The 25,407-nt window shown below is 69.3% G+C and carries 26 protein-coding genes; all 26 read left to right on the top strand.

Annotated features, from left to right (window positions below; all coding sequences use genetic code 11):
- The first annotated feature begins 27 nt into the window (after positions 1–27).
- A complete protein-coding gene (locus JN535_RS17945) occupies positions 28–2,607 on the top strand; it encodes a CHAT domain-containing protein (protein ID WP_205207177.1) in 2,580 nt (859 codons plus the stop codon).
- Positions 2,608–2,899: 292 nt separating this feature from the next.
- Positions 2,900–3,430 (top strand): 50S ribosomal protein L10, encoded by a 531-nt coding sequence (gene rplJ, locus JN535_RS17940; protein WP_021483443.1) that lies wholly within the window; start codon positions 2,900–2,902, stop codon positions 3,428–3,430.
- A gap of 114 nt (positions 3,431–3,544) precedes the next feature.
- Positions 3,545–3,937 carry a 50S ribosomal protein L7/L12 gene (gene rplL, locus JN535_RS17935; protein WP_024840305.1) on the top strand — a complete coding sequence of 131 codons (393 nt, stop codon included), beginning with the start codon at positions 3,545–3,547 and terminating at the stop codon, positions 3,935–3,937.
- Between the two features lie 511 nt (positions 3,938–4,448).
- Positions 4,449–7,961, top strand: a complete 3,513-nt coding sequence (gene rpoB, locus JN535_RS17930; RefSeq protein WP_205207176.1) for a DNA-directed RNA polymerase subunit beta — start codon at positions 4,449–4,451, stop codon at positions 7,959–7,961.
- Positions 7,962–8,077: 116 nt separating this feature from the next.
- Positions 8,078–11,959 carry a DNA-directed RNA polymerase subunit beta' gene (locus JN535_RS17925; protein ID WP_205207175.1) on the top strand — a complete coding sequence of 1,294 codons (3,882 nt, stop codon included), beginning with the start codon at positions 8,078–8,080 and terminating at the stop codon, positions 11,957–11,959.
- Positions 11,960–12,415: 456 nt separating this feature from the next.
- On the top strand, positions 12,416–12,790 hold the full coding sequence (gene rpsL, locus JN535_RS17920; protein ID WP_021479869.1) for a 30S ribosomal protein S12: 375 nt from the start codon (positions 12,416–12,418) through the stop codon (positions 12,788–12,790).
- Complete coding sequence (gene rpsG / locus JN535_RS17915) at positions 12,790–13,260, top strand: 30S ribosomal protein S7 (protein WP_021479870.1); 471 nt, start codon at positions 12,790–12,792, stop codon at positions 13,258–13,260. Before rpsL ends, rpsG begins: the two co-directional genes overlap by 1 nt.
- A gap of 117 nt (positions 13,261–13,377) precedes the next feature.
- Positions 13,378–15,480: an elongation factor G gene (gene fusA, locus JN535_RS17910; protein ID WP_205207174.1), complete on the top strand. Its 2,103-nt coding sequence runs from the start codon at positions 13,378–13,380 to the stop codon at positions 15,478–15,480.
- 127 nt (positions 15,481–15,607) lie between these two features.
- Positions 15,608–16,804, top strand: coding sequence for an elongation factor Tu (gene tuf / locus JN535_RS17905; RefSeq protein WP_024840309.1), 1,197 nt, complete (start codon positions 15,608–15,610; stop codon positions 16,802–16,804).
- 505 nt (positions 16,805–17,309) lie between these two features.
- Entirely contained in the window at positions 17,310–17,618 is a 309-nt protein-coding gene (gene rpsJ, locus JN535_RS17900; protein WP_012867945.1) for a 30S ribosomal protein S10, read from the top strand.
- A gap of 14 nt (positions 17,619–17,632) precedes the next feature.
- Positions 17,633–18,295 carry a 50S ribosomal protein L3 gene (rplC, locus tag JN535_RS17895; RefSeq protein ID WP_047233811.1) on the top strand — a complete coding sequence of 221 codons (663 nt, stop codon included), beginning with the start codon at positions 17,633–17,635 and terminating at the stop codon, positions 18,293–18,295.
- Positions 18,296–18,300: 5 nt separating this feature from the next.
- Entirely contained in the window at positions 18,301–19,005 is a 705-nt protein-coding gene (rplD, locus tag JN535_RS17890; protein ID WP_047233829.1) for a 50S ribosomal protein L4, read from the top strand.
- Positions 19,002–19,292, top strand: a complete 291-nt coding sequence (gene rplW, locus JN535_RS17885; RefSeq protein WP_021479876.1) for a 50S ribosomal protein L23 — start codon at positions 19,002–19,004, stop codon at positions 19,290–19,292. The genes rplD and rplW overlap by 4 nt, the downstream gene beginning before the upstream one ends.
- Positions 19,293–19,323: 31 nt before the next feature.
- Positions 19,324–20,160, top strand: coding sequence for a 50S ribosomal protein L2 (gene rplB, locus JN535_RS17880; protein ID WP_087471313.1), 837 nt, complete (start codon positions 19,324–19,326; stop codon positions 20,158–20,160).
- A 15-nt stretch (positions 20,161–20,175) separates the two neighbouring features.
- Positions 20,176–20,457 carry a 30S ribosomal protein S19 gene (gene rpsS / locus JN535_RS17875; RefSeq protein WP_021479878.1) on the top strand — a complete coding sequence of 94 codons (282 nt, stop codon included), beginning with the start codon at positions 20,176–20,178 and terminating at the stop codon, positions 20,455–20,457.
- Positions 20,458–20,515: 58 nt separating this feature from the next.
- Complete coding sequence (gene rplV / locus JN535_RS17870) at positions 20,516–20,887, top strand: 50S ribosomal protein L22 (protein ID WP_021479879.1); 372 nt, start codon at positions 20,516–20,518, stop codon at positions 20,885–20,887.
- Positions 20,887–21,732 carry a 30S ribosomal protein S3 gene (gene rpsC / locus JN535_RS17865; RefSeq protein ID WP_205207173.1) on the top strand — a complete coding sequence of 282 codons (846 nt, stop codon included), beginning with the start codon at positions 20,887–20,889 and terminating at the stop codon, positions 21,730–21,732. The genes rplV and rpsC overlap by 1 nt, the downstream gene beginning before the upstream one ends.
- A 3-nt stretch (positions 21,733–21,735) precedes the next feature.
- Positions 21,736–22,155, top strand: a complete 420-nt coding sequence (rplP, locus tag JN535_RS17860; RefSeq protein ID WP_047233815.1) for a 50S ribosomal protein L16 — start codon at positions 21,736–21,738, stop codon at positions 22,153–22,155.
- Entirely contained in the window at positions 22,155–22,391 is a 237-nt protein-coding gene (gene rpmC, locus JN535_RS17855) for a 50S ribosomal protein L29 (protein WP_021480429.1), read from the top strand. The genes rplP and rpmC overlap by 1 nt, the downstream gene beginning before the upstream one ends.
- An 11-nt stretch (positions 22,392–22,402) precedes the next feature.
- Entirely contained in the window at positions 22,403–22,693 is a 291-nt protein-coding gene (rpsQ, locus tag JN535_RS17850; protein ID WP_047233816.1) for a 30S ribosomal protein S17, read from the top strand.
- 206 nt (positions 22,694–22,899) lie between these two features.
- Positions 22,900–23,268 (top strand): 50S ribosomal protein L14, encoded by a 369-nt coding sequence (gene rplN / locus JN535_RS17845; RefSeq protein WP_021480431.1) that lies wholly within the window; start codon positions 22,900–22,902, stop codon positions 23,266–23,268.
- Positions 23,269–23,270: 2 nt separating this feature from the next.
- Positions 23,271–23,612: a 50S ribosomal protein L24 gene (gene rplX / locus JN535_RS17840; protein WP_021480432.1), complete on the top strand. Its 342-nt coding sequence runs from the start codon at positions 23,271–23,273 to the stop codon at positions 23,610–23,612.
- Entirely contained in the window at positions 23,612–24,181 is a 570-nt protein-coding gene (gene rplE, locus JN535_RS17835) for a 50S ribosomal protein L5 (RefSeq protein WP_240201388.1), read from the top strand. The genes rplX and rplE overlap by 1 nt, the downstream gene beginning before the upstream one ends.
- A gap of 1 nt (position 24,182) precedes the next feature.
- The gene (locus JN535_RS17830; RefSeq protein WP_021480434.1) at positions 24,183–24,368 is read left to right on the top strand and encodes a type Z 30S ribosomal protein S14; all 186 of its coding nucleotides are present in this window, start codon (positions 24,183–24,185) and stop codon (positions 24,366–24,368) included.
- Positions 24,369–24,450: 82 nt separating this feature from the next.
- Positions 24,451–24,849 carry a 30S ribosomal protein S8 gene (gene rpsH / locus JN535_RS17825; protein WP_021480435.1) on the top strand — a complete coding sequence of 133 codons (399 nt, stop codon included), beginning with the start codon at positions 24,451–24,453 and terminating at the stop codon, positions 24,847–24,849.
- 19 nt (positions 24,850–24,868) lie between these two features.
- Positions 24,869–25,405 (top strand): 50S ribosomal protein L6, encoded by a 537-nt coding sequence (gene rplF / locus JN535_RS17820; protein WP_205207172.1) that lies wholly within the window; start codon positions 24,869–24,871, stop codon positions 25,403–25,405.
- The last annotated feature ends 2 nt before the right edge of the window (positions 25,406–25,407 follow it).

Below are 25,407 nucleotides of genomic sequence, written 5' to 3'. Positions count from 1 at the left end.
CCGCGCCCCGGGGACGGGAGCACGCGGGTGGCGGTCACGACCGTGGCGGAGGCATCCGTCGTGCTCGCGGACGGGCACAGCCTCAACGCCCGTGGCCGACACGCGCACGCGCTGCGACGCTTCCAGGAGGTGATCGACTGGTGCGTCGCCGCGCGTGCGTCGACCGCGCCGGACGAGGAGGAGGGTGCGTCGCAGCGTCGCCACCTCCTCGTCCGGGCTCGGATCGGCCTGGCGATGTGTCGGTTCGAGGTCCACGGGGACGTCGAGGGTGCGCTGTCCCAACTGCGGGCGGCCGAGGCGGAGGCCGACGCGGAGCTCGCTGCTCTCGTCGTGGGCCAGCGCGGCCTCCTGCGCCAGCGGTCGGGCGACGCGCGCGGCGCTCTCCGAGACCTCGACACCGCGCTCGCGCGGGTGCCGACCGGGTGGTCGCGCGATCGCGCCGTGCTGCACATGAACCGGGGAAGCCTGCGGTCCGACCTCGGGCGGCTGGCGGAGGCGGGCGAGGACTTTGCCGCGTCGCTCGAGCTCGCGCATCTGATCGAGAACGACATGTACGCGTCGATGGCGGCGCACAACCTCGGCTGGGTCGTGTACCTCCAGGGTGACCTCCCGACGGCCTTGCGGACCATGGACGAGGCGGCGGAGCGGGCGCCGGACCGGCACGCCGCCGTCGGGCTCATCGACCGGGCGCAGGTGCTGCTCGACGCCGGGCTGCTCACCGAGGCGGACGACGCGCTGCGCGAGGCGCGCGAGCACCTCTCGCGCTACCGCATGCTGCGCGACCTCGCGGAGGTCGAGCTGGTGCGGTCGCGGGTCGTCCTGGGCCTGCGGCGGTACGGTGATGCGCGCCGGCTCGCCCGCTCGGCCTCGCGACGGTTCGAGCGCCTCGGCAACACGCCGTGGATGCTGCGCGCGCGCGTCGCCGAGCTGCAGGCGGCGCTGACGCAGCACCGGTCGGAGCGCGTGACGCCCGCGACGGCACGGCGGCACGCGACCTGGGCGCTCGCCCTCGCGAGCGAGGGCGACGCGCTCGGCGGCGTCGCGGGCCTCGGCGTGACGATCCCGGCGCAGCTTCTCGCTGCCGAGTGGCTCGTGGCCGCGGGAGACGTGCGTGCCGCGCACGAGGTCCTCACGCGGGTCCCCGCGCGTCTCGACCGGGCTCCGCTCCCGGTGCGGCTGCAGCACGAGGCCGTGCGCGCCCAGCTCGCGTTCGTCGCCGGGGACCGTCGCGGCGGTGTTCGTGCGGTGCGTCGCGGCCAGTCGGCCCTCGCCGAGCACCGCGCGCGGCTCGGCTCCGTCGATGCCGTGACGGCGTCTGCGGTGCACGGGGTCCGGCTCGGCAACGTCGACGTCGAGGCGGCGCTGCGGACGCGGCGACCGGGAACCATCTTCGACGCGGTCGAGCGCGGTCGTGCGGCGTTCGCGGGCACGGGCCGCGTGCGACCGCCGTCGGACCCGGTCCTCGCGGACCTCCTCGCCTCCGCGCGCCGTGAGGTCGAGGCCGCCCGTGCGCTCGGCGCTCCGTCGGACCCCTCGCACCTCGCCCGTCGCCAGGACCATCTGCGGGCGGCCCGCCGGTTGCAGGACGACGCGCGTCGCCGGGCCTGGCAGCACGGGGGAGGGGCCGCGACCCCGGTCGCCGCGACGGAGCGCCGGCTCCGGGCCGCCCTCGCCGGGGCGGGCTCCGACGCCGTCGTCGCCGACCTCGTGATCGAGGGCGACGACGTCCTGGCCGTCCGCGTGTCCGCGGCAGGGTCGCGGCTCGTGCGGCTCGCCCCGCGCGCGACGGTCGCGGAGCAGGTGCGCCGCGCCCGGGCCGACTTCGCGGTGCTCTCGAACGTGCTCATCCCCGTCCCGATGCGGGAGGCGGCCGTCGGGTCGCTCACGCGCGCCCTGACCGCGCTCGACGACGCCCTCGTCGTTCCCCTGGAGGTCGACGGCGACCTGCACCTCGCCGCGCGCGACCTGCTGCTCGCGCTCCCGTGGGCCTCGTTGCCCTCGCGGCGAGGCCGGAGGACGTGGGCGAACTCGTGGGTAGACCTGCGGGTCGGGGAGCCGACGCGGCGTGCGGACGAGGCGCTCGTCGTCGCCGGCCCCGGGCTGCGGTTCTCGGGCGCGGAGGCCAAGCTCGTCGCGTCGGTCTGGGAGGGCTCCGAGGCCCTCGCAGGCGAGGACGCCACGTGCGAGGCGGTGGTCGCGGGTCTCCGGACCGCGGGGGTCGTCCACCTCGCCGCGCACGGGACGCACGAGACCGACAACCCGCTCTTCTCCTCGCTGCGCCTGGCCGATGGACCGATGTTCGCGCACGAGCTCGACGGCATCGACCTGCACGGGGTGGTCGTGGTCCTGTCGGCATGCGAGGTCGGGCTCTCGACGCCGCGGATCGGCGGCGAGTCCCTCGGCCTGACGAGCGTGCTGCTGCGCCTGGGCGCGCGTGCGGTGATCGCGAGCGTCGCCCCGCTGCGCGACGACGTCGCCGCGCGCGTCATGCCGTCGCTCCACGCCGAGCTGCGCGACGGCGCCATGCCGGGGACGGCGCTCGCCCGCGCGGTCGCCGACGAGCCCGAGCCCGTCCCGCTCGTGTGCTTCGGCCCGCTGGTGCTCTGACGCGGTGGGGAGCGGAGGCACCCCGGTGAGCGACCGCGGTTTGGAGCACCCGCCGTCGTCCCGTACGATGGGCGTGTACCCAAGACCGCCGGTCGTTCGACCCTGCCCGCAGACTCCGTCTGCAGGACGTGACGGACCGAAGTCCCACCCACGAGGTGGAGGCCAGCGCAGGTAGCGAATCGACGACGTCCGCCCGGCCCCGCCGTGCGTGCGACTGCGAGCCCCGCGCCTGCGCGGGGCTCTTTCTCGTTCCGGGACGGACGCCGGTGGTACCACCACCGGAAGGATTGCCATGGCGAGGCCGGACAAGGCAGCCGCAGTCGCCGAGATCTCGGACAAGTTCCGCGACTCGAACGCTGCCGTGCTGACCGAGTACCGCGGGCTCACCGTCGCGCAGCTCAAGCAGCTGCGTCGGTCGCTCAGCGGCAACGCAACCTACGCCGTGGTGAAGAACACGCTGACCGCCATCGCGGCCAAGGAGGCCGGTGTCGAGGGACTCGACGCCGACCTGCAGGGCCCGTCGGCAATCGCCTTCGTCACCGGGGATCCGGTCGAGGCTGCCAAGGGTCTGCGTGACTTCGCCAAGGCGAACCCCGCGCTGGTCATCAAGGGTGGTGTCCTCGACGGGCGCCCCCTGACCGCCGCGGAGGTCACGAAGCTCGCGGACCTCGAGTCCCGCGAGGTCCTGCTGGCCAAGGCGGCCGGCGCGATGAAGGCCAAGCTCTTCCAGGCTGCCTACGTCTTCACCGCGAACACCGCCCAGGCCGCCCGCGTCATCGATGCCCTGCGTCAGAAGCAGGAATCGGAGGGCGCTGCCGCCTGATCCCGCGCCCGGGGCACGCCCCGGTCCCGTGATCCACGCAGCGCAAGCACACACCCCGCTTCTGGCAGGCCCGCACCGGGCCGCTGCCGAGCACCGACCGAAAGGAACGCCATCATGGCGAAGCTCAGCACCGACGAGCTCATCGAGCAGTTCAAGGGCCTCACCCTCATCGAGCTCAACGAGTTCGTGAAGGCCTTCGAGGAGACCTTCGAGGTCACCGCCGCCGCCCCCGCCGCCGTCGCGGTCGCCGCCCCCGCGGGTGGCGCCGGTGGCGACGCCCCGGCCGAGGAGGAGAAGGACGAGTTCGACGTCATCCTCGAGGCTGCCGGCGACAAGAAGATCCAGGTCATCAAGGAGGTGCGCGCGCTCACGTCCCTCGGTCTCAAGGAGGCCAAGGACCTCGTGGACGGTGCCCCGAAGCCGGTCCTGGAGGGCGCGAACAAGGAGACGGCCGAGAAGGCCAAGGCTGCCCTCGAGGGCGCCGGCGCCACGGTCACCCTCAAGTGATCTCGCCGGCCGGTTCCTGACGGGACCGGTCGCACGCCGCACGAGGCCCGCACCCCGACCGGGGTGCGGGCCTCGTCGTCGTTCGTGCCTCCCGACCGCGCGGGTGGGCGGGAGAGCGTGCGCGTGAGACGTCGTCGGGCACCCGAGCGGCGCACCGGCTTCACGGAACGGCCACGAGTGTGCCACCATGTGCGGGTCGACGACGCAGGACAGCGAGGTCGGCACCAGCAGGTTCGCGGCCCGCGAGACGGGTCGGAGGCGGGCGACGAGGCCCGCGCGAGTACCGGTGAGACGCGCAGGCGTCTGGTTCCGGGCGGGGTCGCACGCCCCGGGGTTGTGTTGCGATGCGTGTTGGGCTATGCTCACGCTTTGCGCTGTCCTGTGCCCCCGATCTCATATACCCCCGACCCCCTCGTCGACGTACGTGCGCGTCCGCGAGGTGTCGTGGCGGCGGTGATCGTGTCCAGCCCGGCGGTGCAGCGTTCTTTCGATCTGCAGGGAAGGACCCCTCTTGGCTGCCTCGCGCACCCCTTCTGCTCCGTCCGCCGACGCCATCGCGAACCGCACCGCGTCGCGTCGCCTCTCCTTCGCCAAGATCTTCGAGCCCCTCGAGGTCCCCGACCTGCTGGGCCTCCAGACCGAGAGCTTCGACTGGCTCCTCGGCAACGAGGCGTGGCAGGCGCGTGTCGCCGCCGCGGCCGAGGCCGGCCGCCAGGACGTGCCCTCGACGTCGGGCCTCGAGGAGATCTTCGAGGAGATCTCCCCGATCGAGGACTTCGGGTCCTCGATGTCCCTGTCGTTCTCCAACCACCGCTTCGAGCCGCCGAAGTACACGGCCGACGAGTGCAAGGAGAAGGACTTCACGTACGCCGCGCCGCTGTTCGTCACCGCGGAGTTCGTCAACTACAACACCGGTGAGATCAAGAGCCAGACGGTCTTCATGGGCGACTTCCCGCTCATGACCGAGCGCGGCACCTTCATCATCAACGGCACCGAGCGCGTCGTCGTCTCGCAGCTCGTCCGCTCGCCCGGCGTCTACTTCGAGCGCGCGGCCGACAAGACGAGCGACAAGGACATCTTCTCCGCGAAGATCATCCCGTCGCGCGGCGCCTGGCTCGAGTTCGAGATCGACAAGCGCGACGCCGTCGGCGTGCGCGTCGACCGCAAGCGCAAGCAGTCCGTCACGGTCCTGCTCAAGGCGCTCGGCCTGACCGAGTCGGAGATCCGCGAGCAGTTCGCCGACTTCCCGTCGGTGCTCGACACGCTCGAGAAGGACCACGTCCACACGCAGGACGAGGCCCTCGTCGACCTGTACCGCAAGATCCGCCCGGGCGAGCCGCCGACCGTCGAGGCCGGCCGCGCGCTGCTCGAGAACTTCTACTTCAACCCGAAGCGCTACGACCTCGCGAAGGTCGGCCGCTACAAGGCGAACAAGAAGCTCGGCATCGACGCGCCGCTCACGGACTCCACGCTCTCCGTCTCGGACGTCGTCGCGACGATCAAGTACCTCGCGGCCCTGCACGCCGACCACGCGTCCATCCCGGGCACCCGCAACGGCGAGGCCGTCGAGGTGCGCGTCGAGACGGACGACATCGACCACTTCGGCAACCGCCGCATCCGCGCCGTCGGCGAGCTCATCCAGAACCAGGTCCGCACGGGCCTGTCCCGGATGGAGCGCGTCGTGCGCGAGCGCATGACGACGCAGGACGTCGAGGCGATCACGCCCCAGACGCTCATCAACATCCGCCCGGTCGTGGCGTCCATCCGCGAGTTCTTCGGCACGTCGCAGCTCTCGCAGTTCATGGACCAGAACAACCCGCTCGCGGGCCTGACGCACAAGCGTCGTCTCTCGGCGCTCGGCCCGGGCGGTCTGTCGCGCGACCGCGCCGGCATGGAGGTCCGTGACGTCCACCCGTCGCACTACGGCCGCATGTGCCCGATCGAGACCCCTGAGGGCCCGAACATCGGCCTGATCGGCTCGCTCGCGTCGTACGGGCGCATCAACCCGTTCGGCTTCATCGAGACCCCGTACCGCAAGGTGACGGCGGGCAAGGTGACCGACGAGGTCGTCTACCTCACGGCCGACGACGAGGACCGCCACGTCATCGCGCAGGCGAACCAGACGCTCAACGCCGACGGCTCCTTCGCGGACGAGCGCGTGCTCGTGCGCACCAAGGGCGGCGAGGTCGAGATCGTGCCCGGCACGCAGGTCGACTACATGGACGTCTCGCCGCGCCAGATGGTGTCGGTCGCGACGGCGCTCATCCCGTTCCTCGAGCACGACGACGCCAACCGCGCCCTCATGGGCGCGAACATGCAGCGCCAGGCCGTGCCGCTGGTCCGCTCCGAGGCCCCGCTCGTCGGGACCGGCATGGAGTGGCGCGCGGCCGTCGACGCGGGTGACGTCGTCGTCGCGACGAAGCCCGGTGTCGTCACCGAGGTCTCGGCCGACCTCGTGCTCGTCGCGAACGACGACGGCACGACCGGCAGCTACCGCATCGCGAAGTTCCGCCGCTCCAACCAGGGCACGAGCTACAACCAGCGCGTGCTCGTCGACGAGGGCCAGCGCATCGAGGTCGGCTCCGTCCTCGCGGACGGGCCGGCGACGGACGAGGGCGAGCTCGCGCTCGGCCGCAACCTCCTCGTGGCGTTCATGTCGTGGGAGGGCCACAACTACGAGGACGCGATCATCCTCAGCCAGCGCCTCGTGCAGGACGACGTGCTCTCGTCGATCCACATCGAGGAGCACGAGGTCGACGCGCGCGACACCAAGCTCGGCCCCGAGGAGATCACGCGGGACATCCCGAACGTCTCCGAGGACGTCCTCGCGGACCTCGACGAGCGCGGCATCATCCGCATCGGTGCCGAGGTCGGCGCGGGCGACGTCCTGGTCGGCAAGGTCACCCCCAAGGGCGAGACCGAGCTCACCCCGGAGGAGCGCCTGCTGCGCGCGATCTTCGGCGAGAAGGCGCGCGAGGTGCGCGACACGTCCCTCAAGGTGCCCCACGGCGAGTCCGGCACGGTCATCGGCGTGCGCGAGTTCAACCGCGAGGACGGCGACGAGCTGCCCGCGGGCGTGAACCAGCTCGTGCGCGTCTACATCGCGCAGCGCCGCAAGATCACGGACGGCGACAAGCTCGCCGGCCGTCACGGCAACAAGGGCGTCATCTCCAAGATCCTGCCCGTCGAGGACATGCCGTTCCTCGCGGACGGGACGCCGGTCGACGTCGTCCTCAACCCGCTGGGCGTCCCCGGTCGTATGAACGTCGGCCAGGTCCTCGAGACGCACCTCGGGTGGGTCGCGAAGCAGGGCTGGGACATCTCGCTGGCCGAGGGCAAGGACCTCTCCTGGAAGGAGAACGTCCCCGAGATCGCCGCGACGTCCGAGCCCGGCCGCCCCGTGGCCACCCCGGTGTTCGACGGCGTCCACGAGGACGCGCTCACGGGCCTGCTCTCGACCACGATCCCGAACCGCGACGGCGACCGCATGGTCGGCGCCGACGGCAAGGCGCGCCTCTTCGACGGCCGCTCGGGCGAGCCGTTCCCCGAGCCGGTGTCGGTGGGCTACATGTACATCCTCAAGCTCCACCACCTGGTCGACGACAAGATCCACGCGCGCTCGACCGGCCCGTACTCGATGATCACGCAGCAGCCGCTGGGTGGTAAGGCGCAGTTCGGCGGCCAGCGCTTCGGCGAGATGGAGGTGTGGGCCCTCGAGGCGTACGGCGCGGCCTACACGCTCCAGGAGCTCCTCACGATCAAGTCGGACGACGTGCCCGGTCGCGTCAAGGTCTACGAGGCGATCGTCAAGGGCGAGAACATCCCCGACTCGGGCATCCCGGAGTCCTTCAAGGTCCTCCTCAAGGAGATGCAGTCGCTGTGCCTGAACGTCGAGGTGCTCTCGAGCGACGGCGTGTCCATCGAGATGCGGGAGTCGGACGACGACGTGTACCGCGCAGCAGAAGAGCTCGGCATCGACCTGTCGCGCCGCCCCAACGCGGCGTCCAGCGTCGACGAGATCTGATCTCGGGCAGGCGGGAGCGGGTCACCCCGCTCCCGCCGACGACCCCCACACCAACCGTCTTTATGGCGTCGGCACCGGCCCCGGCCGGTCCCGGCAGACGAAGGAAGTAGGACAACTTGCTCGACGTCAACGTCTTCGACGAGCTGCGTATCGGCCTGGCCACGGCCGACGACATCCGTGCGTGGTCGCACGGTGAGGTGAAGAAGCCCGAGACCATCAACTACCGCACCCTCAAGCCCGAGAAGGACGGCCTCTTCTGCGAGAAGATCTTCGGCCCGACCCGGGACTGGGAGTGCTACTGCGGCAAGTACAAGCGCGTGCGCTTCAAGGGCATCATCTGCGAGCGCTGCGGCGTCGAGGTGACGCGCTCGAAGGTGCGTCGTGAGCGCATGGGCCACATCGAGCTCGCCGCGCCCGTCACGCACATCTGGTTCTTCAAGGGTGTGCCCTCGCGCCTCGGCTACCTGCTCGACCTCGCCCCGAAGGACCTGGAGAAGGTCATCTACTTCGCGGCGTACATGATCACCTCGGTCGACGAGGAGGGCCGCCAGGAGGACCTCCCCAACCTCCAGAACGAGATCGACCTGGAGAAGAAGGAGATCGCGGACGCCCGCGACAACGACATCAACGCTCGCGCCCAGAAGCTCGAGGCCGACCTGGCCGAGCTCGAGGCCGAGGGTGCCAAGGCCGACGCGCGCCGGAAGGTCCGCGACTCGGCCGAGCGCGAGATGGCGCAGATCCGCAAGCGTGCGGATGCGCAGCTCGACCGCCTCGACCAGGTGTGGGACCGCTTCAAGAACCTCAAGGTCGCCGACCTCGAGGGCGACGAGATGCTCTACCGCGCCCTCCAGGACCGCTACGGCACGTACTTCGAGGGCTCGATGGGCGCCGCGGCGATCCAGAAGCGTCTCCAGGACTTCGACCTGGAGGCGGAGGCCGAGTCCCTGCGCGAGACCATCCGCACGGGCAAGGGGCAGCGCAAGACGCGTGCCCTCAAGCGCCTCAAGGTCGTCAACGCGTTCCTCACGACGACGAACTCGCCCACGGGCATGGTGCTCGACGCCGTCCCGGTCATCCCGCCGGACCTGCGCCCGATGGTGCAGCTCGACGGTGGCCGCTTCGCGACGAGCGACCTCAACGACCTGTACCGCCGCGTGATCAACCGGAACAACCGCCTCAAGCGTCTGCTCGACCTCGGTGCGCCGGAGATCATCGTCAACAACGAGAAGCGGATGCTCCAGGAGGCCGTGGACTCGCTGTTCGACAACGGCCGCCGTGGTCGTCCGGTCACGGGTCCGGGCAACCGTCCGCTCAAGTCCATCTCGGACATGCTCAAGGGCAAGCAGGGTCGTTTCCGCCAGAACCTGCTCGGCAAGCGCGTCGACTACTCGGGCCGTTCGGTCATCGTCGTCGGCCCGCAGCTCAAGCTGCACCAGTGCGGCCTGCCGAAGCAGATGGCGCTCGAGCTGTTCAAGCCGTTCGTCATGAAGCGGCTCGTGGACCTCAACCACGCGCAGAACATCAAGAGCGCCAAGCGCATGGTCGAGCGTGCCCGCCCGGTCGTGTGGGACGTGCTCGAGGAGGTCATCACCGAGCACCCCGTGCTGCTCAACCGTGCACCGACGCTGCACCGCCTGGGCATCCAGGCGTTCGAGCCGCAGCTCGTCGAGGGCAAGGCGATCCACCTGCACCCGCTCGTGTGCGCCGCGTTCAACGCGGACTTCGACGGTGACCAGATGGCCGTCCACCTGCCCCTGAGCGCCGAGGCGCAGGCCGAGGCCCGCATCCTCATGCTCTCGAGCAACAACATCCTCAAGCCGTCGGACGGTCGTCCGGTGACCATGCCCTCGCAGGACATGATCATCGGTCTGTACCACCTGACGAGCGACCGCGAGGGCGCCGAGGGCGAGGGCCGTGCGTTCGGCTCGGTGGCCGAGGCGATCATGGCGTTCGACCAGGGCACCCTGGACCTCAACGCCCGGGTGAAGATCCGCACGACGGACCTCGTCCCGCCGGTCTCCGGCTTCGAGGCCCCCGAGGGCTGGGAGCCGGGTCAGCCGATCCTCTTCGACACCACGCTCGGTCGCGCGCTGTTCAACGAGACGCTGCCCGTCGACTACCCGTACGTGAACTCGGTCGTCGACAAGAAGCGCCTCTCGGCGATCGTCAACGAGCTCGCGGAGCGCTACCCGAAGGTCGAGGTCGCGGCGTCGCTCGACGCGCTGAAGGCGGCCGGCTTCCGCTGGGCGACCCGCTCGGGCGTCACGATCGCGATCTCCGACGTGGCCACCCCGGCGGCGAAGGCCGAGATCCTCGAGCAGCACGAGGAGCGCGCGCTCAAGGTCCAGCAGCAGTACGACCGTGGTCTCATCACGGACGACGAGCGCCGCCAGGAGCTCATCGAGATCTGGACCCAGGCGACGGACAAGGTCGCCTCGGTCATGCGCGAGAACCTCGAGGCGAACGACCGCAACACCGTGTACCGCATGGTCGGCTCGGGTGCCCGTGGTAACTGGATGCAGGTCCGTCAGATCGCCGGTATGCGCGGTCTCGTGGCGAACCCGAAGGGCGAGATCATCCCGCGCCCGATCAAGTCCAACTACCGCGAGGGCCTGTCCGTCCTCGAGTACTTCATCGCGACGCACGGCGCCCGCAAGGGTCTGGCGGACACCGCTCTGCGGACCGCCGACTCGGGATACCTCACGCGTCGTCTGGTGGACGTGTCGCAGGACGTCATCGTCCGCGAGGAGGACTGCGGCACGGAGCGTGGTCTGACCCTGCCGATCGCGGAGGAGCTCGCGGGCATCCTCGTGCGCCACCCGAAGGTGGAGACGAGCGTCTACTCGCGCACCCTCGCGGCCGACCTGGTCGACCCCGACGGGAACGTCGTCGGCAAGGCCGGCGACGACGCGGGCGACGTCCTCATCGACGCCGCCGTGGCCGCGGGCGTGCGCGAGGCCAAGGTCCGTTCGGTCCTCACGTGCGAGTCGCGCGTCGGCACGTGCGCCAAGTGCTACGGGCGCTCGCTCGCCACGGGCAAGCTCGTCGACATCGGCGAGGCGGTCGGCATCATCGCCGCCCAGTCGATCGGCGAGCCGGGCACCCAGCTGACGATGCGTACCTTCCACACCGGTGGTGTGGCCTCCGCGGACGACATCACGCAGGGTCTGCCGCGTGTCACGGAGCTCTTCGAGGCCCGCACCCCCAAGGGTGAGGCGCCCATCGCGGAGTTCTCGGGTCGCATCGCGATCGACGACACGGAGCGCTCGCGCCGTCTGGTCCTCACGCCGGACGACGGCTCGGAGGAGATCGCGTACCCGGTGACGAAGCGTGCCCGCCTGCTCGTGCAGGACGGCGACCACGTCAACGTCGGCACGCAGCTCGTGCAGGGCGCGGTGGACCCCAAGAAGGTCCTGCGCATCCTCGGCCCGCGCGCCACGCAGAAGCACCTGGTGGACGAGGTCCAGGAGGTCTACCGCTCCCAGGGCGTGGACATCCACGACAAGCACATCGAGGTCATCGTGCGGCAGATGCTGCGTCGCGTGACCGTGCTCGACTCGGGCGACTCGCACCTCCTGCCGGGCGAGCTCGCCGAGCGCGGCCGCTTCGAGGACGCGAACCGTCGCGCGGTGGCGGAGGGTGGCCAGCCGGCCTCCGGCCGCCCCGAGCTGATGGGCATCACGAAGGCGTCGCTCGCGACGGACTCGTGGCTGTCGGCGGCCTCCTTCCAGGAGACGACGCGCGTGCTCACCGAGGCGTCGATGAGCGGTCGTCGTGACCCGCTCCTCGGCCTCAAGGAGAACGTCATCATCGGTAAGCTCATCCCGGCCGGTACCGGTCTGCCCCGGTACACCAAGGTCCAGGTCGAGCCGACCGAGCAGGCCAAGACGGAGCTCTACCCGAGCTTCGGCTACGACGAGATCGACTTCCCGGCGCTCGGCATGGGCTCCGGCGAGGCGATCCCGCTCGAGGACCTGGACTTCGGCGACTACCGCTGACGTCTCACGACGGGTGCCCGCCGGCCGTCCACACCTCGTGTCTGGGGCCGGCGGGCACCCGTCGCCGTCTCTCCTGCGGGACGACGACGCGGACCCGGGGGAGCGGCCGCGGTCGCGACCTGCTCCTTTGACTCCTTGCCGAGTGGCAGGTAACCTGGTAAACCGTGCCCGCGCCGTCGGGCCCTCCGTGATGTCCCTGGCGGGGCGGTGTCAGCGAGCGATCGCTCCCACCTCCGCGCAGCGGGCTCCGGACGGGCCGATGTGAGTGCCCGGGCATTCCGGATCCCGGTCCTGGCGGTGCCTCGTGCCCGTGGGCGGGCGACGGACCATCGAGCCGGTGGTAGGTGGCTGCTGCAGCGTGTCTCGCGCTGCGGGTGCCTCGTGCGATCGGCTCCAGCAGCCAGCACGACCACCATCGGGGATAGCCCCGGTAGCTCGAGAAGACACGGAGACGTAGTGCCTACGATCCAGCAGCTCGTCCGCAAGGGGCGGACCTCGAAGGTGGGGAAGTCCAAGACTCCCGCCCTCAAGGGTTCCCCGCAGCGGCGCGGTGTGTGCACGCGCGTGTACACCACCACCCCGAAGAAGCCGAACTCCGCGCTGCGCAAGGTCGCTCGCGTGAAGCTCTCCTCCCAGGTCGAGGTCACGGCCTACATCCCCGGCGTCGGCCACAACCTCCAGGAGCACTCCATCGTGCTCGTGCGCGGCGGTCGTGTGAAGGACCTCCCGGGTGTGCGCTACAAGATCGTGCGCGGCGCGCTCGACACGCAGGGCGTGAAGAACCGCAAGCAGGCCCGCAGCCGCTACGGCGCCAAGAAGGAGAAGAGCTGATGCCTCGCAAGGGCCCGGCCCCGAAGCGGCCGCTCATCGTCGACCCCGTCTACGGGTCGCCCGTCGTCACGCAGCTCATCAACAAGGTGCTGCTCGACGGCAAGAAGTCCACCGCCGAGTCGATCGTCTACGGCGCCCTCGAGGGCGTCCGCGCGAAGACCGACGGCGACCCGGTCGTCGTGCTCAAGCGCGCGCTGGAGAACGTCCGCCCGGCGCTCGAGGTCCGCTCGCGCCGCGTCGGTGGTGCGACCTACCAGGTCCCGGTCGAGGTGCGCCCCGCACGTGCGACGACCCTCGCGCTGCGCTGGCTCACGGACTACTCGCGCGCACGTCGCGAGAAGACCATGACGGAGCGCCTCATGAACGAGATCCTCGACGCGAGCAACGGCCTCGGTGCCGCGGTCAAGCGCCGCGAGGACATGCACAAGATGGCGGAGTCCAACAAGGCCTTCGCCCACTACCGCTGGTAGTCCGCACGACGGGCCCCGGGGACCGAGGCGTCCCCGGGGCCGTCGGCGGGTCCGAGGCCGGTCACCCCGGTCCGAGCAGCGCCCCCGACTCAACCCATCTAACGAGGGAAGCAGACCGTGGCACTTGACGTGCTGACCGACCTGAGCAAGGTCCGCAACATCGGCATCATGGCCCACATCGATGCCGGGAAGACCACGACCACCGAGCGCATCCTGTTCTACACGGGTGTCAACTACAAGCTCGGCGAGACGCACGACGGCGCGTCGACGACCGACTGGATGGAGCAGGAGAAGGAGCGCGGCATCACCATCACGTCCGCCGCCGTCTCGTGCTACTGGAACAAGAACCAGATCAACATCATCGACACGCCCGGCCACGTCGACTTCACGGTCGAGGTCGAGCGCTCGCTGCGCGTGCTCGACGGGGCCGTCGCGGTCTTCGACGGCAAGGAGGGCGTGGAGCCCCAGTCCGAGACGGTGTGGCGCCAGGCGGACAAGTACAACGTCCCCCGCATCTGCTTCGTCAACAAGATGGACAAGCTCGGCGCGGACTTCTACTTCACCGTCGACACCATCATCAACCGCCTCAAGGCGAAGCCGCTGGTGGTCCAGCTCCCCATCGGCGCCGAGAGCGACTTCACGGGCGTCGTCGACCTCCTCGAGATGAAGGCGCTCGTCTGGCACGGGGAGACCCAGCTCGGCGAGGCGTACGACACCGAGGAGATCCCGGCGGACCTCGTCGAGAAGGCCGAGAAGTACCGCGGCGAGCTCGTCGAGGCCGTCGCCGAGGCCGACGAGGAGCTGCTCGAGAAGTACCTCGGTGGCGAGGAGCTGACGGTCGCCGAGCTGAAGGCCGGCATCCGCAAGCTCGTCATCGCGGGCGAGGCGTTCCCCGTCCTGTGCGGCTCCGCGTTCAAGAACAAGGGCGTCCAGCCCATGCTCGACGCGGTCATCGACTACCTGCCGTCGCCCCTCGACGTGCCGGCGATCGACGGTCACGACCCGAAGGACGAGGAGAAGGTCGTCCAGCGTCACCCCGACGCCACGGAGCCGTTCTCCGCGCTCGCCTTCAAGGTCGCGGCGCACCCGTTCTTCGGCAAGCTCACCTACGTGCGCGTGTACTCCGGTCGCGTCGAGCCCGGCCAGCAGGTCGCGAACTCGACCAAGGGCAAGAAGGAGCGCGTCGGCAAGATCTTCCAGATGCACTCCAACAAGGAGAACCCGGTCGACGAGGCGAGCGCCGGTCACATCTACGCGGTCATCGGCCTCAAGGACACCACGACCGGTGACACGCTGAGCGACATGGCGAACCCGGTCATCCTCGAGTCGATGAGCTTCCCGGAGCCCGTCATCGACGTCGCGATCGAGCCGAAGACGAAGGCCGACCAGGAGAAGCTCTCGACGGCGATCCAGAAGCTCGCCGAGGAGGACCCGACCTTCCGCGTCAAGCTGGACGACGAGACCGGTCAGACCGTCATCGGCGGCATGGGCGAGCTCCACCTCGACATCCTCGTCGACCGCATGCGTCGCGAGTTCAAGGTCGAGGCCAACGTCGGCAAGCCGCAGGTCGCGTACCGCGAGACGATCCGCCGCAAGGCCGAGAAGATCGAGTACACGCACAAGAAGCAGACCGGTGGCTCCGGGCAGTTCGCCAAGGTCCAGGTGACCTTCGAGCCGCTCGACACGGCCGAGGGCGAGCTCTACGAGTTCGACAACGCCGTGACCGGTGGTCGCATCCCGCGCGAGTACATCCCGAGCGTCGACGCGGGTATCCAGTCCGCGATGGAGCTCGGCGTGCTCGCCGGCTTCCCGCTGGTCGGGGTCAAGGCGACCCTGCTCGACGGCGCCTACCACGAGGTCGACTCCTCGGAGATGGCGTTCAAGATCGCCGGCTCGATGGTCCTCAAGGAGGGCGTCAAGCGGGCGGACCCGGTTCTGCTGGAGCCGGTGATGGCGGTCGAGGTGCGTACGCCCGAGGAGTACATGGGCGACGTCATCGGCGACCTGAACTCACGTCGTGGAATGATCCAGTCCATGGAGGACGCGACGGGTGTGAAGGTCGTCCGGGCCCACGTACCGTTGTCAGAGATGTTCGGGTACATCGGCGACCTCCGGTCCAAGACCCAGGGCCGCGCCGTGTACTCGATGCAGTTCGACAGCTACGCCGAGGTTCCTCGGAACGTTGCCGAAGAGATCATCAAGAAGACCCGGGGCGAGTGAGTCCCCACAGGTCGAAGACCCGCACAACCATCAACCTGTAGGAAACCGCAACGCCCCGCGGATGTAGGATCTCTCGGTCGACATTCGCAACGTTCGGCACATCTACCCAAGTCCCAGGAGGACCCCAGTGGCTAAGGCCAAGTTCGAGCGGACCAAGCCGCACGTCAACATCGGCACCATCGGTCACGTCGACCACGGTAAGACGACGCTGACGGCGGCGATCTCGAAGACGCTCGCGGACACGTACCCGGACCTGCCGGCGAACGTCCAGCGCAACTTCGACGAGATCGACGCGGCTCCCGAGGAGAAGCAGCGCGGTATCACGATCAACATCGCGCACATCGAGTACGAGACGCCGAAGCGTCACTACGCGCACGTCGACGCCCCGGGTCACGCCGACTACATCAAGAACATGATCACCGGTGCCGCCCAGATGGACGGCGCGATCCTCGTGGTCGCCGCGACCGACGGTCCGATGGCCCAGACGCGCGAGCACGTCCTGCTCGCCCGCCAGGTCGGCGTGCCGTACCTGCTCGTCGCGCTCAACAAGTCCGACATGGTCGACGACGAGGAGATCCTCGAGCTCGTCGAGATGGAGGTGCGCGAGCTCCTCTCCTCGCAGGAGTTCGACGGCGACAACGCGCCGGTCGTGCGCGTCTCCGGCCTCAAGGCGCTCGAGGGCGACCCCGAGTGGACCGCGAAGATCATCGAGCTCATGGAGGCCGTGGACGAGAACGTCCCGGAGCCCGTCCGCGAGCTCGACAAGCCGTTCCTCATGCCCGTCGAGGACGTCTTCACGATCACGGGTCGTGGCACGGTCGTCACCGGCAAGGTGGAGCGTGGCACGCTCGACCTCAACTCGGACGTCGAGATCGTCGGCATCCGCGCGCCCCAGAAGACCACGGTCACGGGTATCGAGACGTTCCACAAGCAGATGGACCAGGCTCAGGCCGGCGACAACACCGGTCTGCTCCTGCGCGGCATCAAGCGCGAGGACGTCGAGCGCGGCCAGGTCGTCGTGAAGCCGGGCTCGATCACCCCGCACACGCAGTTCGAGGCGCAGGTCTACATCCTGGGCAAGGACGAGGGCGGCCGTCACAACCCGTTCTACTCGAACTACCGTCCGCAGTTCTACTTCCGCACGACGGACGTCACCGGCGTCATCACGCTGCCCGAGGGCACCGAGATGGTCATGCCCGGCGACAACACCGAGATGACGGTCGAGCTCATCCAGCCGATCGCCATGGAGGAGGGCCTCGGCTTCGCCATCCGTGAGGGTGGCCGCACCGTCGGCTCCGGCCGCGTCACCAAGATCCTCAAGTGATCTGACGCTGCCTCGCAGCGCTCGTCGAAGGCCCGGTCCCGCCCGCGGGGCCGGGCCTTCGGCCTGCGGTTACCGTCCCCGCGGAGACGGTCCCTGCGGTCACCGTCACAGCCCCCCGGCCGGTCTCGACTTGGACGGGGCGGTCTTCGTGTGGCAGACTGTTCAGGTTGCCTGTTACGGGTGCGCTCTTTCACGTGTCGAACAGTGTGTTGAACCGGTCCTCTCGAGGAGGACCAGGACCCCGGGATCTCGTCCCGGGTCTGCGGGTTGAGCTCTCTGTCGCCATGGATCGAGTACCCCGCGGAACACACGTTCCGACCAGGCTCGCACAAACGTTGTGATCCGGTCCGCGGAGCCGTGCGTCAGCACGGTGCGGACGGTGGATCACATATCCAACGGCCCTGCGCCTCTCGGCGTGTGCGCCCAGGTGCGTCGCGACTACGCGACACGCCCGAGCGCGGGGGTCGGACAGCTAGCGGTTCGAGAGAGAGAGTCAGACGACGCCATGGCGGGACAGAAGATCCGCATCCGGCTCAAGTCCTACGACCACGAGGTCATCGACAGCTCGGCGCGCAAGATCGTCGACACGGTGACGCGCGCTGGTGCAACGGTCGTGGGTCCGGTGCCGCTGCCGACGGAGAAGAACGTCTTCTGCGTCATCCGGTCGCCTCACAAGTACAAGGACAGCCGCGAGCACTTCGAGATGCGCACGCACAAGCGGCTGATCGACATCATCGACCCCACGCCGAAGGCCGTCGACTCGCTCATGCGTCTCGACCTGCCTGCCGACGTGAACATCGAGATCAAGCTCTGAGGCTGGAGGACATCATGACCATTCCCCAGCAGAACGCTCGTCCGGTCACCGCGGTGCTCGGCACGAAGCTCGGGATGACGCAGCTCTGGGACGAGGCCGGTCGCCTCGTGCCCGTGACCGTCGTCGCCGTCGGCACGAACGTCGTGACGCAGGTGCGCACGGCCGACGCCGACGGGTACGCCGCCGTGCAGCTCGCCTACGGGCAGATCGACCCGCGCAAGGTCACGAAGCCGCTCAAGGGCCACTTCGAGAAGGCCGGCGTCACGCCGCGCCGCCACGTCGCCGAGGTCCGCACCACCGACGCCGCCGAGTACTCGCTCGGCCAGGAGATCACCGCGGAGGCCTTCGAGGCCGGTGCCGTGGTCGACGTCGTGGGCACGACCAAGGGCAAGGGCACCGCCGGTGTCATGAAGCGTCACGGCTTCTCCGGCGTGGGCGCCTCGCACGGTGCGCACCGCAACCACCGCAAGCCGGGCTCGATCGGTGGGGCCTCGACCCCGTCGCGCGTGTTCAAGGGCCTGCGCATGGCCGGTCGCATGGGCAACGCCCGCCAGACCACCCAGAACCTGACCGTCCACGCGGTCGACGCCGAGAAGGGTCTGCTGCTCGTCAAGGGCGCGGTTCCCGGCCCCAAGGGCGGCGTCGTCCTCGTGCGCAGCGCCGCGAAGGGAGCGTGAACACCATGTCCGCTCTGACCGTTGACGTACTGGACCCCAAGGGCAAGAAGGCCGGCACCGCCGAGCTCCCCGCCGAGGTGTTCGACGTCGAGCTCAACGTCCCGCTGATCCACCAGGTCGTCGTCGCCCAGCGTGCCGCTGCACGCCAGGGCACCCACGACACCAAGAGCCGCGGCGAGGTCCGCGGTGGTGGTCGCAAGCCGTACAAGCAGAAGGGCACCGGCCGCGCCCGCCAGGGTTCGACCCGTGCGCCGCAGTTCGCCGGCGGTGGCACCGTCCACGGCCCGACGCCGCGCTCGTACGACCAGCGGACGCCCAAGAAGATGAAGGCCGCCGCGCTCCGCGGTGCCCTCTCGGACCGCGCCCGCAACGGCCGTGTCCACGTCGTGACCGGCTTCGGCGTCGACGGCCTGCCGTCGACCAAGACCGCGGTCTCGACGCTCGCCAAGCTCTCCGAGCGCAAGCACGTCCTCGTCGTCACCGAGCGTGGCGACGAGCTGACGATCAAGTCGCTGCGGAACGTCGAGCAGGTCCACCTCCTGGTGGCCGACCAGCTCAACACCTACGACGTGCTCGTCTCCGACGACGTCGTCTTCACGCAGGGCGCGCTCGACGCGTTCCTGGCGGGCCCGGCCACGGGTCGCTCCGCGAAGGCCGTCGCCACCTCCACCGAGGCGGACGAGACTGCTGCCGAGGAGGCCGCGAAGTGACCACCGTGACCAAGGACCCCCGTGACGTGATCCTCGCGCCGGTCGTCTCCGAGAAGAGCTACGGCCTGCTCGACGAGGGCAAGTACACGTTCGTCGTCGACCCGCGGGCCAACAAGACCGAGATCAAGATCGCCGTCGAGCAAATCTTCTCGGTCAAGGTCGCCTCGGTGAACACGATCAACCGCAAGGGCAAGACGCGTCGCACGCGTTTCGGCCTGGGCAAGCGCAAGGACACCAAGCGTGCGATCGTCACCCTCCGCGAGGGCACGATCGACATCTTCGGCTGAGCCGACGAGAGCAGATTGAGGACAGATCCCCATGGGAATCCGTAAGTACAAGCCGACGACGCCCGGCCGCCGCGGCTCGAGCGTCGCCGACTTCGCCGAGATCACGCGCTCGCAGCCGGAGAAGTCTCTGGTCCGCCCGCTCTCGAAGAGCGGCGGCCGCAACAGCTCCGGCCGGATCACCACCCGTCACAAGGGTGGTGGCCACAAGCGTGCGTACCGCGTGATCGACTTCCGTCGCCACGACAAGGACGGCGTGCCCGCCAAGGTCGCGCACATCGAGTACGACCCCAACCGCACCGCGCGCATCGCGCTCCTGCACTACGCGGACGGCGAGAAGCGCTACATCATCGCGCCGGCCAAGCTCAAGCAGGGCGACGTCGTCGAGAACGGCGCGGGCGCGGACATCAAGCCCGGCAACAACCTGCCGCTGCGCAACATCCCGACCGGTACGGTCATCCACGCCATCGAGCTCAAGCCCGGCGGCGGCGCGAAGATCGCCCGCTCGGCCGGTGCGTCGGTGCAGCTCGTCGCCAAGGACGGGCCGTACGCGCAGCTGCGCATGCCCTCCGGCGAGATCCGCAACGTCGACCTGCGCTGCCGCGCGACGGTCGGCGAGGTGGGCAACGCCGAGCAGTCGAACATCAACTGGGGCAAGGCCGGCCGCATGCGCTGGAAGGGCAAGCGCCCGACCGTCCGTGGTGTCGCCATGAACCCGATCGACCACCCGCACGGTGGTGGTGAGGGCAAGACCTCCGGTGGTCGCCACCCGGTGAGCCCGTGGGGCCAGCCGGAGGGTCGTACCCGCCGTCCCAACAAGCCGAGCGACAAGCTGATCGTGCGTCGTCGCCGTACCGGCAAGAAGCGCTGATAGGAGCCTGGAGACATGCCTCGTAGCCTGAAGAAGGGCCCCTTCGTCGACGACCACCTGCAGAAGAAGGTGGACGCTCAGAACGAGAAGGGGACCAAGAACGTCATCAAGACCTGGTCCCGTCGGTCGGTCATCACGCCCGACTTCCTCGGTCACACGTTCGCCGTGCACGACGGTCGCAAGCACACGCCGGTGTTCGTCACCGAGTCGATGGTCGGCCACAAGCTCGGCGAGTTCGCTCCCACGCGGACCTTCCGCGGCCACGTGAAGGACGACAAGAAGGGTCGTCGCCGCTGACCCCCGGGTCAGTCTGGTGACGACCTGGACGGTCAAGAGACAAGAAGGCAGGACAGCAATGGAAGCCAAGGCGCAGGCGCGGTTCGTCCGTGTCACGCCCCAGAAGGCCCGGCGCGTCGTGGACCTCATCCGTGGCAAGCAGGCCTCCGAGGCCGTCGCGGTGCTGAAGTTCGCACCGCAGGCGGCGAGCGAGCCCGTCCGCAAGGTCGTGGAGAGCGCGATCGCCAACGCCCGGGTGAAGGCAGACCGTGCGAGCGAGGCGTTCGAGGAGCAGGAGCTCGTCGTGCGTGAGGCGTTCGTCGACGAGGGCCCGACCCTCAAGCGTTTCCGCCCGCGGGCGCAGGGCCGTGCGAACCGCATCCTCAAGCGCACCAGCCACATCACCGTGGTCGTCGCTCCGCGTGAGAACACGAAGGGAAGTGCCCGATAGTGGGACAGAAGGTTCACCCGCACGGGTACCGCCTCGGCATCACCACCGACCACCGGTCGCGCTGGTTCGCCGACAGCACCAAGCCCGGACAGCGGTACCGCGACTACGTCCGCGAGGACGTCCAGATCCGCAAGCTCATGAGCACCGGTCTCGAGCGCGCCGGCATCTCCAAGGTCGAGATCGAGCGCACCCGTGACCGCGTCCGCGTGGACATCCACACGGCGCGGCCGGGCATCGTCATCGGTCGCCGTGGCGCCGAGGCGGACCGCATCCGCGGCGAGCTGGAGAAGCTCACCGGCAAGCAGGTGCAGCTCAACATCCTCGAGGTGAAGAACGCCGAGGTCGACGCGCAGCTCGTCGCCCAGGGCATCGCCGAGCAGCTCGCGAGCCGCGTCTCGTTCCGTCGCGCGATGCGCAAGGGCATCCAGTCGGCCCAGCGCGCCGGTGCCAAGGGCATCCGCGTGCAGGTCTCCGGCCGCCTCGGCGGCGCGGAGATGAGCCGGTCGGAGTTCTACCGCGAGGGTCGTGTGCCGCTGCACACGCTGCGCGCGTACATCGACTACGGCTTCTTCGAGGCCCGCACCACGTTCGGCCGCATCGGCGTGAAGGTGTGGATCTACAAGGGCGACGTCACCGAGAAGGAGTTCGCCGCGCAGCAGGCCACGGCCGCTCCGCGCCAGGGCCGTGGCGGCCCGCGCGGTGAGCGCGGCGGCGACCGTCGTGGTGGCGGCCGTCGTCCCGAGCGTTCGGCCGAGCGGACCCCCGCGTCCGAGTCGCCGGCGGCGCCCGAGCAGGCTGCTCCCGCCGCGGAGGCGAAGGCCCCTGAGACCGGAACGGAGGCCTGAGTCATGCTGATCCCGCGCAGGCTCAAGCACCGCAAGCAGCACCACCCGTCGCGCTCCGGCGCGGCGAAGGGTGGCACGCAGATCGCGTTCGGCGAGTACGGCATCCAGGCTCTCGAGCCGGCGTACGTCACGAACCGCCAGATCGAGGCTGCTCGTATCGCGATGACCCGTCACATCAAGCGTGGCGGCAAGGTCTGGATCAACATCTACCCGGACCGTCCCCTGACCAAGAAGCCTGCCGAGACCCGCATGGGTTCCGGTAAGGGTTCGCCCGAGTGGTGGGTCGCCAATGTCAAGCCCGGCCGGATCGTCTTCGAGCTGGCCGGTGTCCCGGAGGACCTGGCTCGCGAGGCGATGCGCCGCGCGATCCACAAGCTCCCGATGAAGTGCCGTTTCGTGGTGCGCGAGGGTGGTGGCAACTGATGGCAATCGGAACGAAGGGGCTCGCCCCCGTCGACCTCGACGCCATGGACGACGAGACGCTCGTCGCCGAGCTCAAGAAGGTCAAGGAGGAGCTCTTCAACCTCCGCTTCCAGTCGGCCACCGGCCAGCTGGAGAGCCACGGGCGCCTCAAGGCCGTCCGCCGCGACATCGCGCGGATCTACACGATCCTGCGTGAGCGCGAGCTCGGCATCCGTACCGCGCCGAGTGCCGAGTGAGTGAGGCTGGAATGAGCGAGAACGCAACGAACGCGCCCGAGGCGGCCGAGGAGCGCGCGAACCGCAAGACGCGCCGCGGCTACGTCGTGAGCGACAAGATGGACAAGACCGTGGTGGTCGAGGTCGAGGACCGGGTCAAGCACCCGCTCTACGGCAAGGTCATCCGCCGCACGAGCAAGGTCAAGGCGCACGACGAGCAGAACTCTGCCGGCGTGGGCGACCTGGTGCTCATCATGGAGACCCGCCCGCTGTCCGCGACCAAGCGGTGGCGCCTCGCGGAGATCCTCGAGAAGGCCAAGTGATCCACCGGTCGTGACGGGCGGGCCCCGGCTCGCTCGTCACGACCGCTCTCGTGCCGCACCGCGGTGCGGCAACCAGTGAGGACAGGTCGGGCGGGTCCACCGCCCGGTCCTGGCCGGTTCACCCGCGAGGGACCCGGCACTGACAGCTATCCGTTCGGCAAGGCTCGCCTCGCGCGAGAACCGGCTCGACGACAGGAGTTCATTACATGATCCAGCAGGAGTCGCGACTTCGTGTCGCCGACAACACGGGTGCCAAGGAGATCCTCTGCATCCGTGTTCTCGGTGGCTCGGGCCGTCGCTACGCCGGAATCGGCGACGTCATCGTCGCAACCGTCAAGGACGCGATCCCGGGCGGCAACGTGAAGAAGGGCGACGTGGTCAAGGCCGTCGTCGTCCGCACCGCCAAGGAGCGCCGTCGTCCGGACGGTTCCTACATCAAGTTCGACGAGAACGCCGCCGTGATCCTCAAGAACGACGGCGAGCCGCGCGGGACGCGCATCTTCGGCCCGGTCGGGCGCGAGCTGCGCGACAAGCGGTTCATGAAGATCATCTCGCTGGCTCCGGAGGTGCTCTGACCATGGCCAAGATCAAGAAGGGCGACCTCGTCGTCGTCATCGCCGGCAAGGACAAGGGCAAGCAGGGCCGCGTCCTCGAGGTGCTCACCGACCGTGACCGCGTCATCGTCGAGGGCGTCCAGCGCGTCACGAAGCACACCAAGGTCGGCCAGTCGCAGCGCGGCACGCGGACCGGTGGGATCGAGACCGTCGAGGCCCCGATCCACATCAGCAACGTGATGGTCGTCGACCCGGAGACCAAGAAGGGCACCCGAGTCGGGTACCGCACCGAAGAGGTCGAGCGTGACGGCCGCAAGCGCACCGTGCGCGTGCGTGTCGCGAAGCGCTCCGGGAAGGACATCTGATGAGCACCGAGATCGTCGCCCCCGAGGTGCCCCGTCTGAAGCAGCGCTACCGTGACGAGATCGTCGCCGGTCTGCGCGAGGAGTTCGGGCACGAGAACGTCAACCAGGTCGCCCGCGTCACGAAGATCGTCGTGAACATGGGTGTCGGTGACGCCGCCAAGGACTCGAAGCTCATCGAGGGCGCCATCCGCGACCTGTCCGCGATCACCGGCCAGAAGCCGCAGGTGACCAAGGCCCGCAAGTCCATCGCGCAGTTCAAGCTGCGCGAGGGCATGCCGATCGGCGCGCACGTCACGCTGCGCGGCGACCGCATGTGGGAGTTCCTGGACCGCCTCCTGTCGATCGCCCTGCCGCGTATCCGCGACTTCCGCGGCCTGTCGCCCAAGCAGTTCGACGGGCACGGCAACTACACGTTCGGCCTCACGGAGCAGTCGATGTTCCACGAGATCGACCAGGACAAGATCGACCGTGTCCGCGGTATGGACATCACGATCGTGACCACGGCGACGACCGATGACGAGGGCCGCTCCCTGCTGCGCCGTCTCGGCTTCCCCTTCAAGGAGAACTGACATGGCGAAGAAGGCCCTGATCAACAAGGCGGCCGCCAAGCCCAAGTTCGCGGTCCGCGCCTACACCCGGTGCCAGAAGTGCGGTCGCCCGCACTCGGTGTACCGCAAGTTCGGCCTGTGCCGCATCTGCGTGCGCGAGATGGCCCACCGTGGTGAGCTCCCGGGCGTCACCAAGAGCAGCTGGTAACAACTACGTCGTAGGTCCTGGCGGAGCGCGCCGCACGGCGCGCCTCCGCCCGGATACCACGTCGAGGAAGGGCTAGAGCCCGATGACGATGACCGACCCGATCGCAGACATGCTGACGCGTCTGCGGAACGCGAACTCGGCTTACCACGAGACGGTGACCATGCCGTACTCGAAGCTGAAGTCGCACATTGCCGAGATCCTCCAGGCCGAGGGCTACATCTCCGGCTGGAGCGTCGAGGACGCGACGGTGGGCAAGAACCTCACCATCCAGCTGAAGTTCGGCCCGAACCGTGAGCGCAGCCTCGCCGGCGTGCGCCGCGTGTCCAAGCCGGGCCTGCGCAAGTACGTCAAGTCCACCGAGCTGCCGAAGGTTCTCGGCGGCCTGGGCGTGGCGATCCTGTCCACGTCCTCCGGCCTGCTCACCGACAAGCAGGCCGCCACGAAGGGCGTGGGCGGCGAAGTCCTCGCCTACGTCTGGTAACCCGGAAAGGAGATACGCCATGTCTCGAATCGGCAAGATCCCCGTTCCGGTTCCCGCCGGAGTGGACGTCACCATCAGCGGCGCGCTCGTGACCGTGAAGGGCCCCAAGGGCTCGCTCGAGCACAACGTGCCCGCCCCCATCCAGGTCGCCCAGGAGGACGGCACCCTCGTGGTGTCGCGCCCGGACGACGAGCGCGAGTCCCGCGCGCTGCACGGCCTCACGCGCACCCTCCTGGCGAACATCGTCGAGGGCGTGACGCAGGGCTACGAGAAGAAGCTCGAGATCGTCGGCACCGGTTACCGCGTGACGGCCAAGGGCTCGGACCTCGAGTTCGCCCTCGGCTTCAGCCACCCGGTCGTCGTGACGCCGCCCGCGGGCATCACGTTCGCGGTCGAGAGCCCGACGAAGTTCTCGGTCTCCGGCATCGACAAGCAGCAGGTCGGCGAGGTCGCAGCGAACATCCGCAAGATCCGCAAGCCCGAGCCGTACAAGGGCAAGGGTGTGCGTTACGCCGGCGAGGTCGTCCGCCGCAAGGTCGGAAAGGCTGGTAAGTAACG

Source organism: Cellulosimicrobium cellulans, assembly GCF_016921195.1.
Classification (GTDB): Bacteria; Actinomycetota; Actinomycetes; order Actinomycetales; family Cellulomonadaceae; genus Cellulosimicrobium; species Cellulosimicrobium cellulans_F.
Note: the sequence above shows the minus strand (reverse complement) of the source record. Positions and strands in the feature narration are given on the sequence as shown.

Coding starts and splice junctions, on each gene's coding strand:
- rplJ (WP_021483443.1), top strand. CDS start 2,900: ATGGCGAGGCCGGACAAGGCAGCCGCAGTCGCCGAGATCTCGGACAAG.
- rplL (WP_024840305.1), top strand. CDS start 3,545: ATGGCGAAGCTCAGCACCGACGAGCTCATCGAGCAGTTCAAGGGCCTC.
- rpsG (WP_021479870.1), top strand. CDS start 12,790: ATGCCTCGCAAGGGCCCGGCCCCGAAGCGGCCGCTCATCGTCGACCCC.
- rpsJ (WP_012867945.1), top strand. CDS start 17,310: ATGGCGGGACAGAAGATCCGCATCCGGCTCAAGTCCTACGACCACGAG.
- rplC (WP_047233811.1), top strand. CDS start 17,633: ATGACCATTCCCCAGCAGAACGCTCGTCCGGTCACCGCGGTGCTCGGC.
- rplD (WP_047233829.1), top strand. CDS start 18,301: ATGTCCGCTCTGACCGTTGACGTACTGGACCCCAAGGGCAAGAAGGCC.
- rplB (WP_087471313.1), top strand. CDS start 19,324: ATGGGAATCCGTAAGTACAAGCCGACGACGCCCGGCCGCCGCGGCTCG.
- rpsS (WP_021479878.1), top strand. CDS start 20,176: ATGCCTCGTAGCCTGAAGAAGGGCCCCTTCGTCGACGACCACCTGCAG.
- rplV (WP_021479879.1), top strand. CDS start 20,516: ATGGAAGCCAAGGCGCAGGCGCGGTTCGTCCGTGTCACGCCCCAGAAG.
- rplP (WP_047233815.1), top strand. CDS start 21,736: ATGCTGATCCCGCGCAGGCTCAAGCACCGCAAGCAGCACCACCCGTCG.
- rpmC (WP_021480429.1), top strand. CDS start 22,155: ATGGCAATCGGAACGAAGGGGCTCGCCCCCGTCGACCTCGACGCCATG.
- rpsQ (WP_047233816.1), top strand. CDS start 22,403: ATGAGCGAGAACGCAACGAACGCGCCCGAGGCGGCCGAGGAGCGCGCG.
- rplN (WP_021480431.1), top strand. CDS start 22,900: ATGATCCAGCAGGAGTCGCGACTTCGTGTCGCCGACAACACGGGTGCC.
- rplX (WP_021480432.1), top strand. CDS start 23,271: ATGGCCAAGATCAAGAAGGGCGACCTCGTCGTCGTCATCGCCGGCAAG.
- rplE (WP_240201388.1), top strand. CDS start 23,612: ATGAGCACCGAGATCGTCGCCCCCGAGGTGCCCCGTCTGAAGCAGCGC.
- JN535_RS17830 (WP_021480434.1), top strand. CDS start 24,183: ATGGCGAAGAAGGCCCTGATCAACAAGGCGGCCGCCAAGCCCAAGTTC.
- rpsH (WP_021480435.1), top strand. CDS start 24,451: ATGACGATGACCGACCCGATCGCAGACATGCTGACGCGTCTGCGGAAC.
- rplF (WP_205207172.1), top strand. CDS start 24,869: ATGTCTCGAATCGGCAAGATCCCCGTTCCGGTTCCCGCCGGAGTGGAC.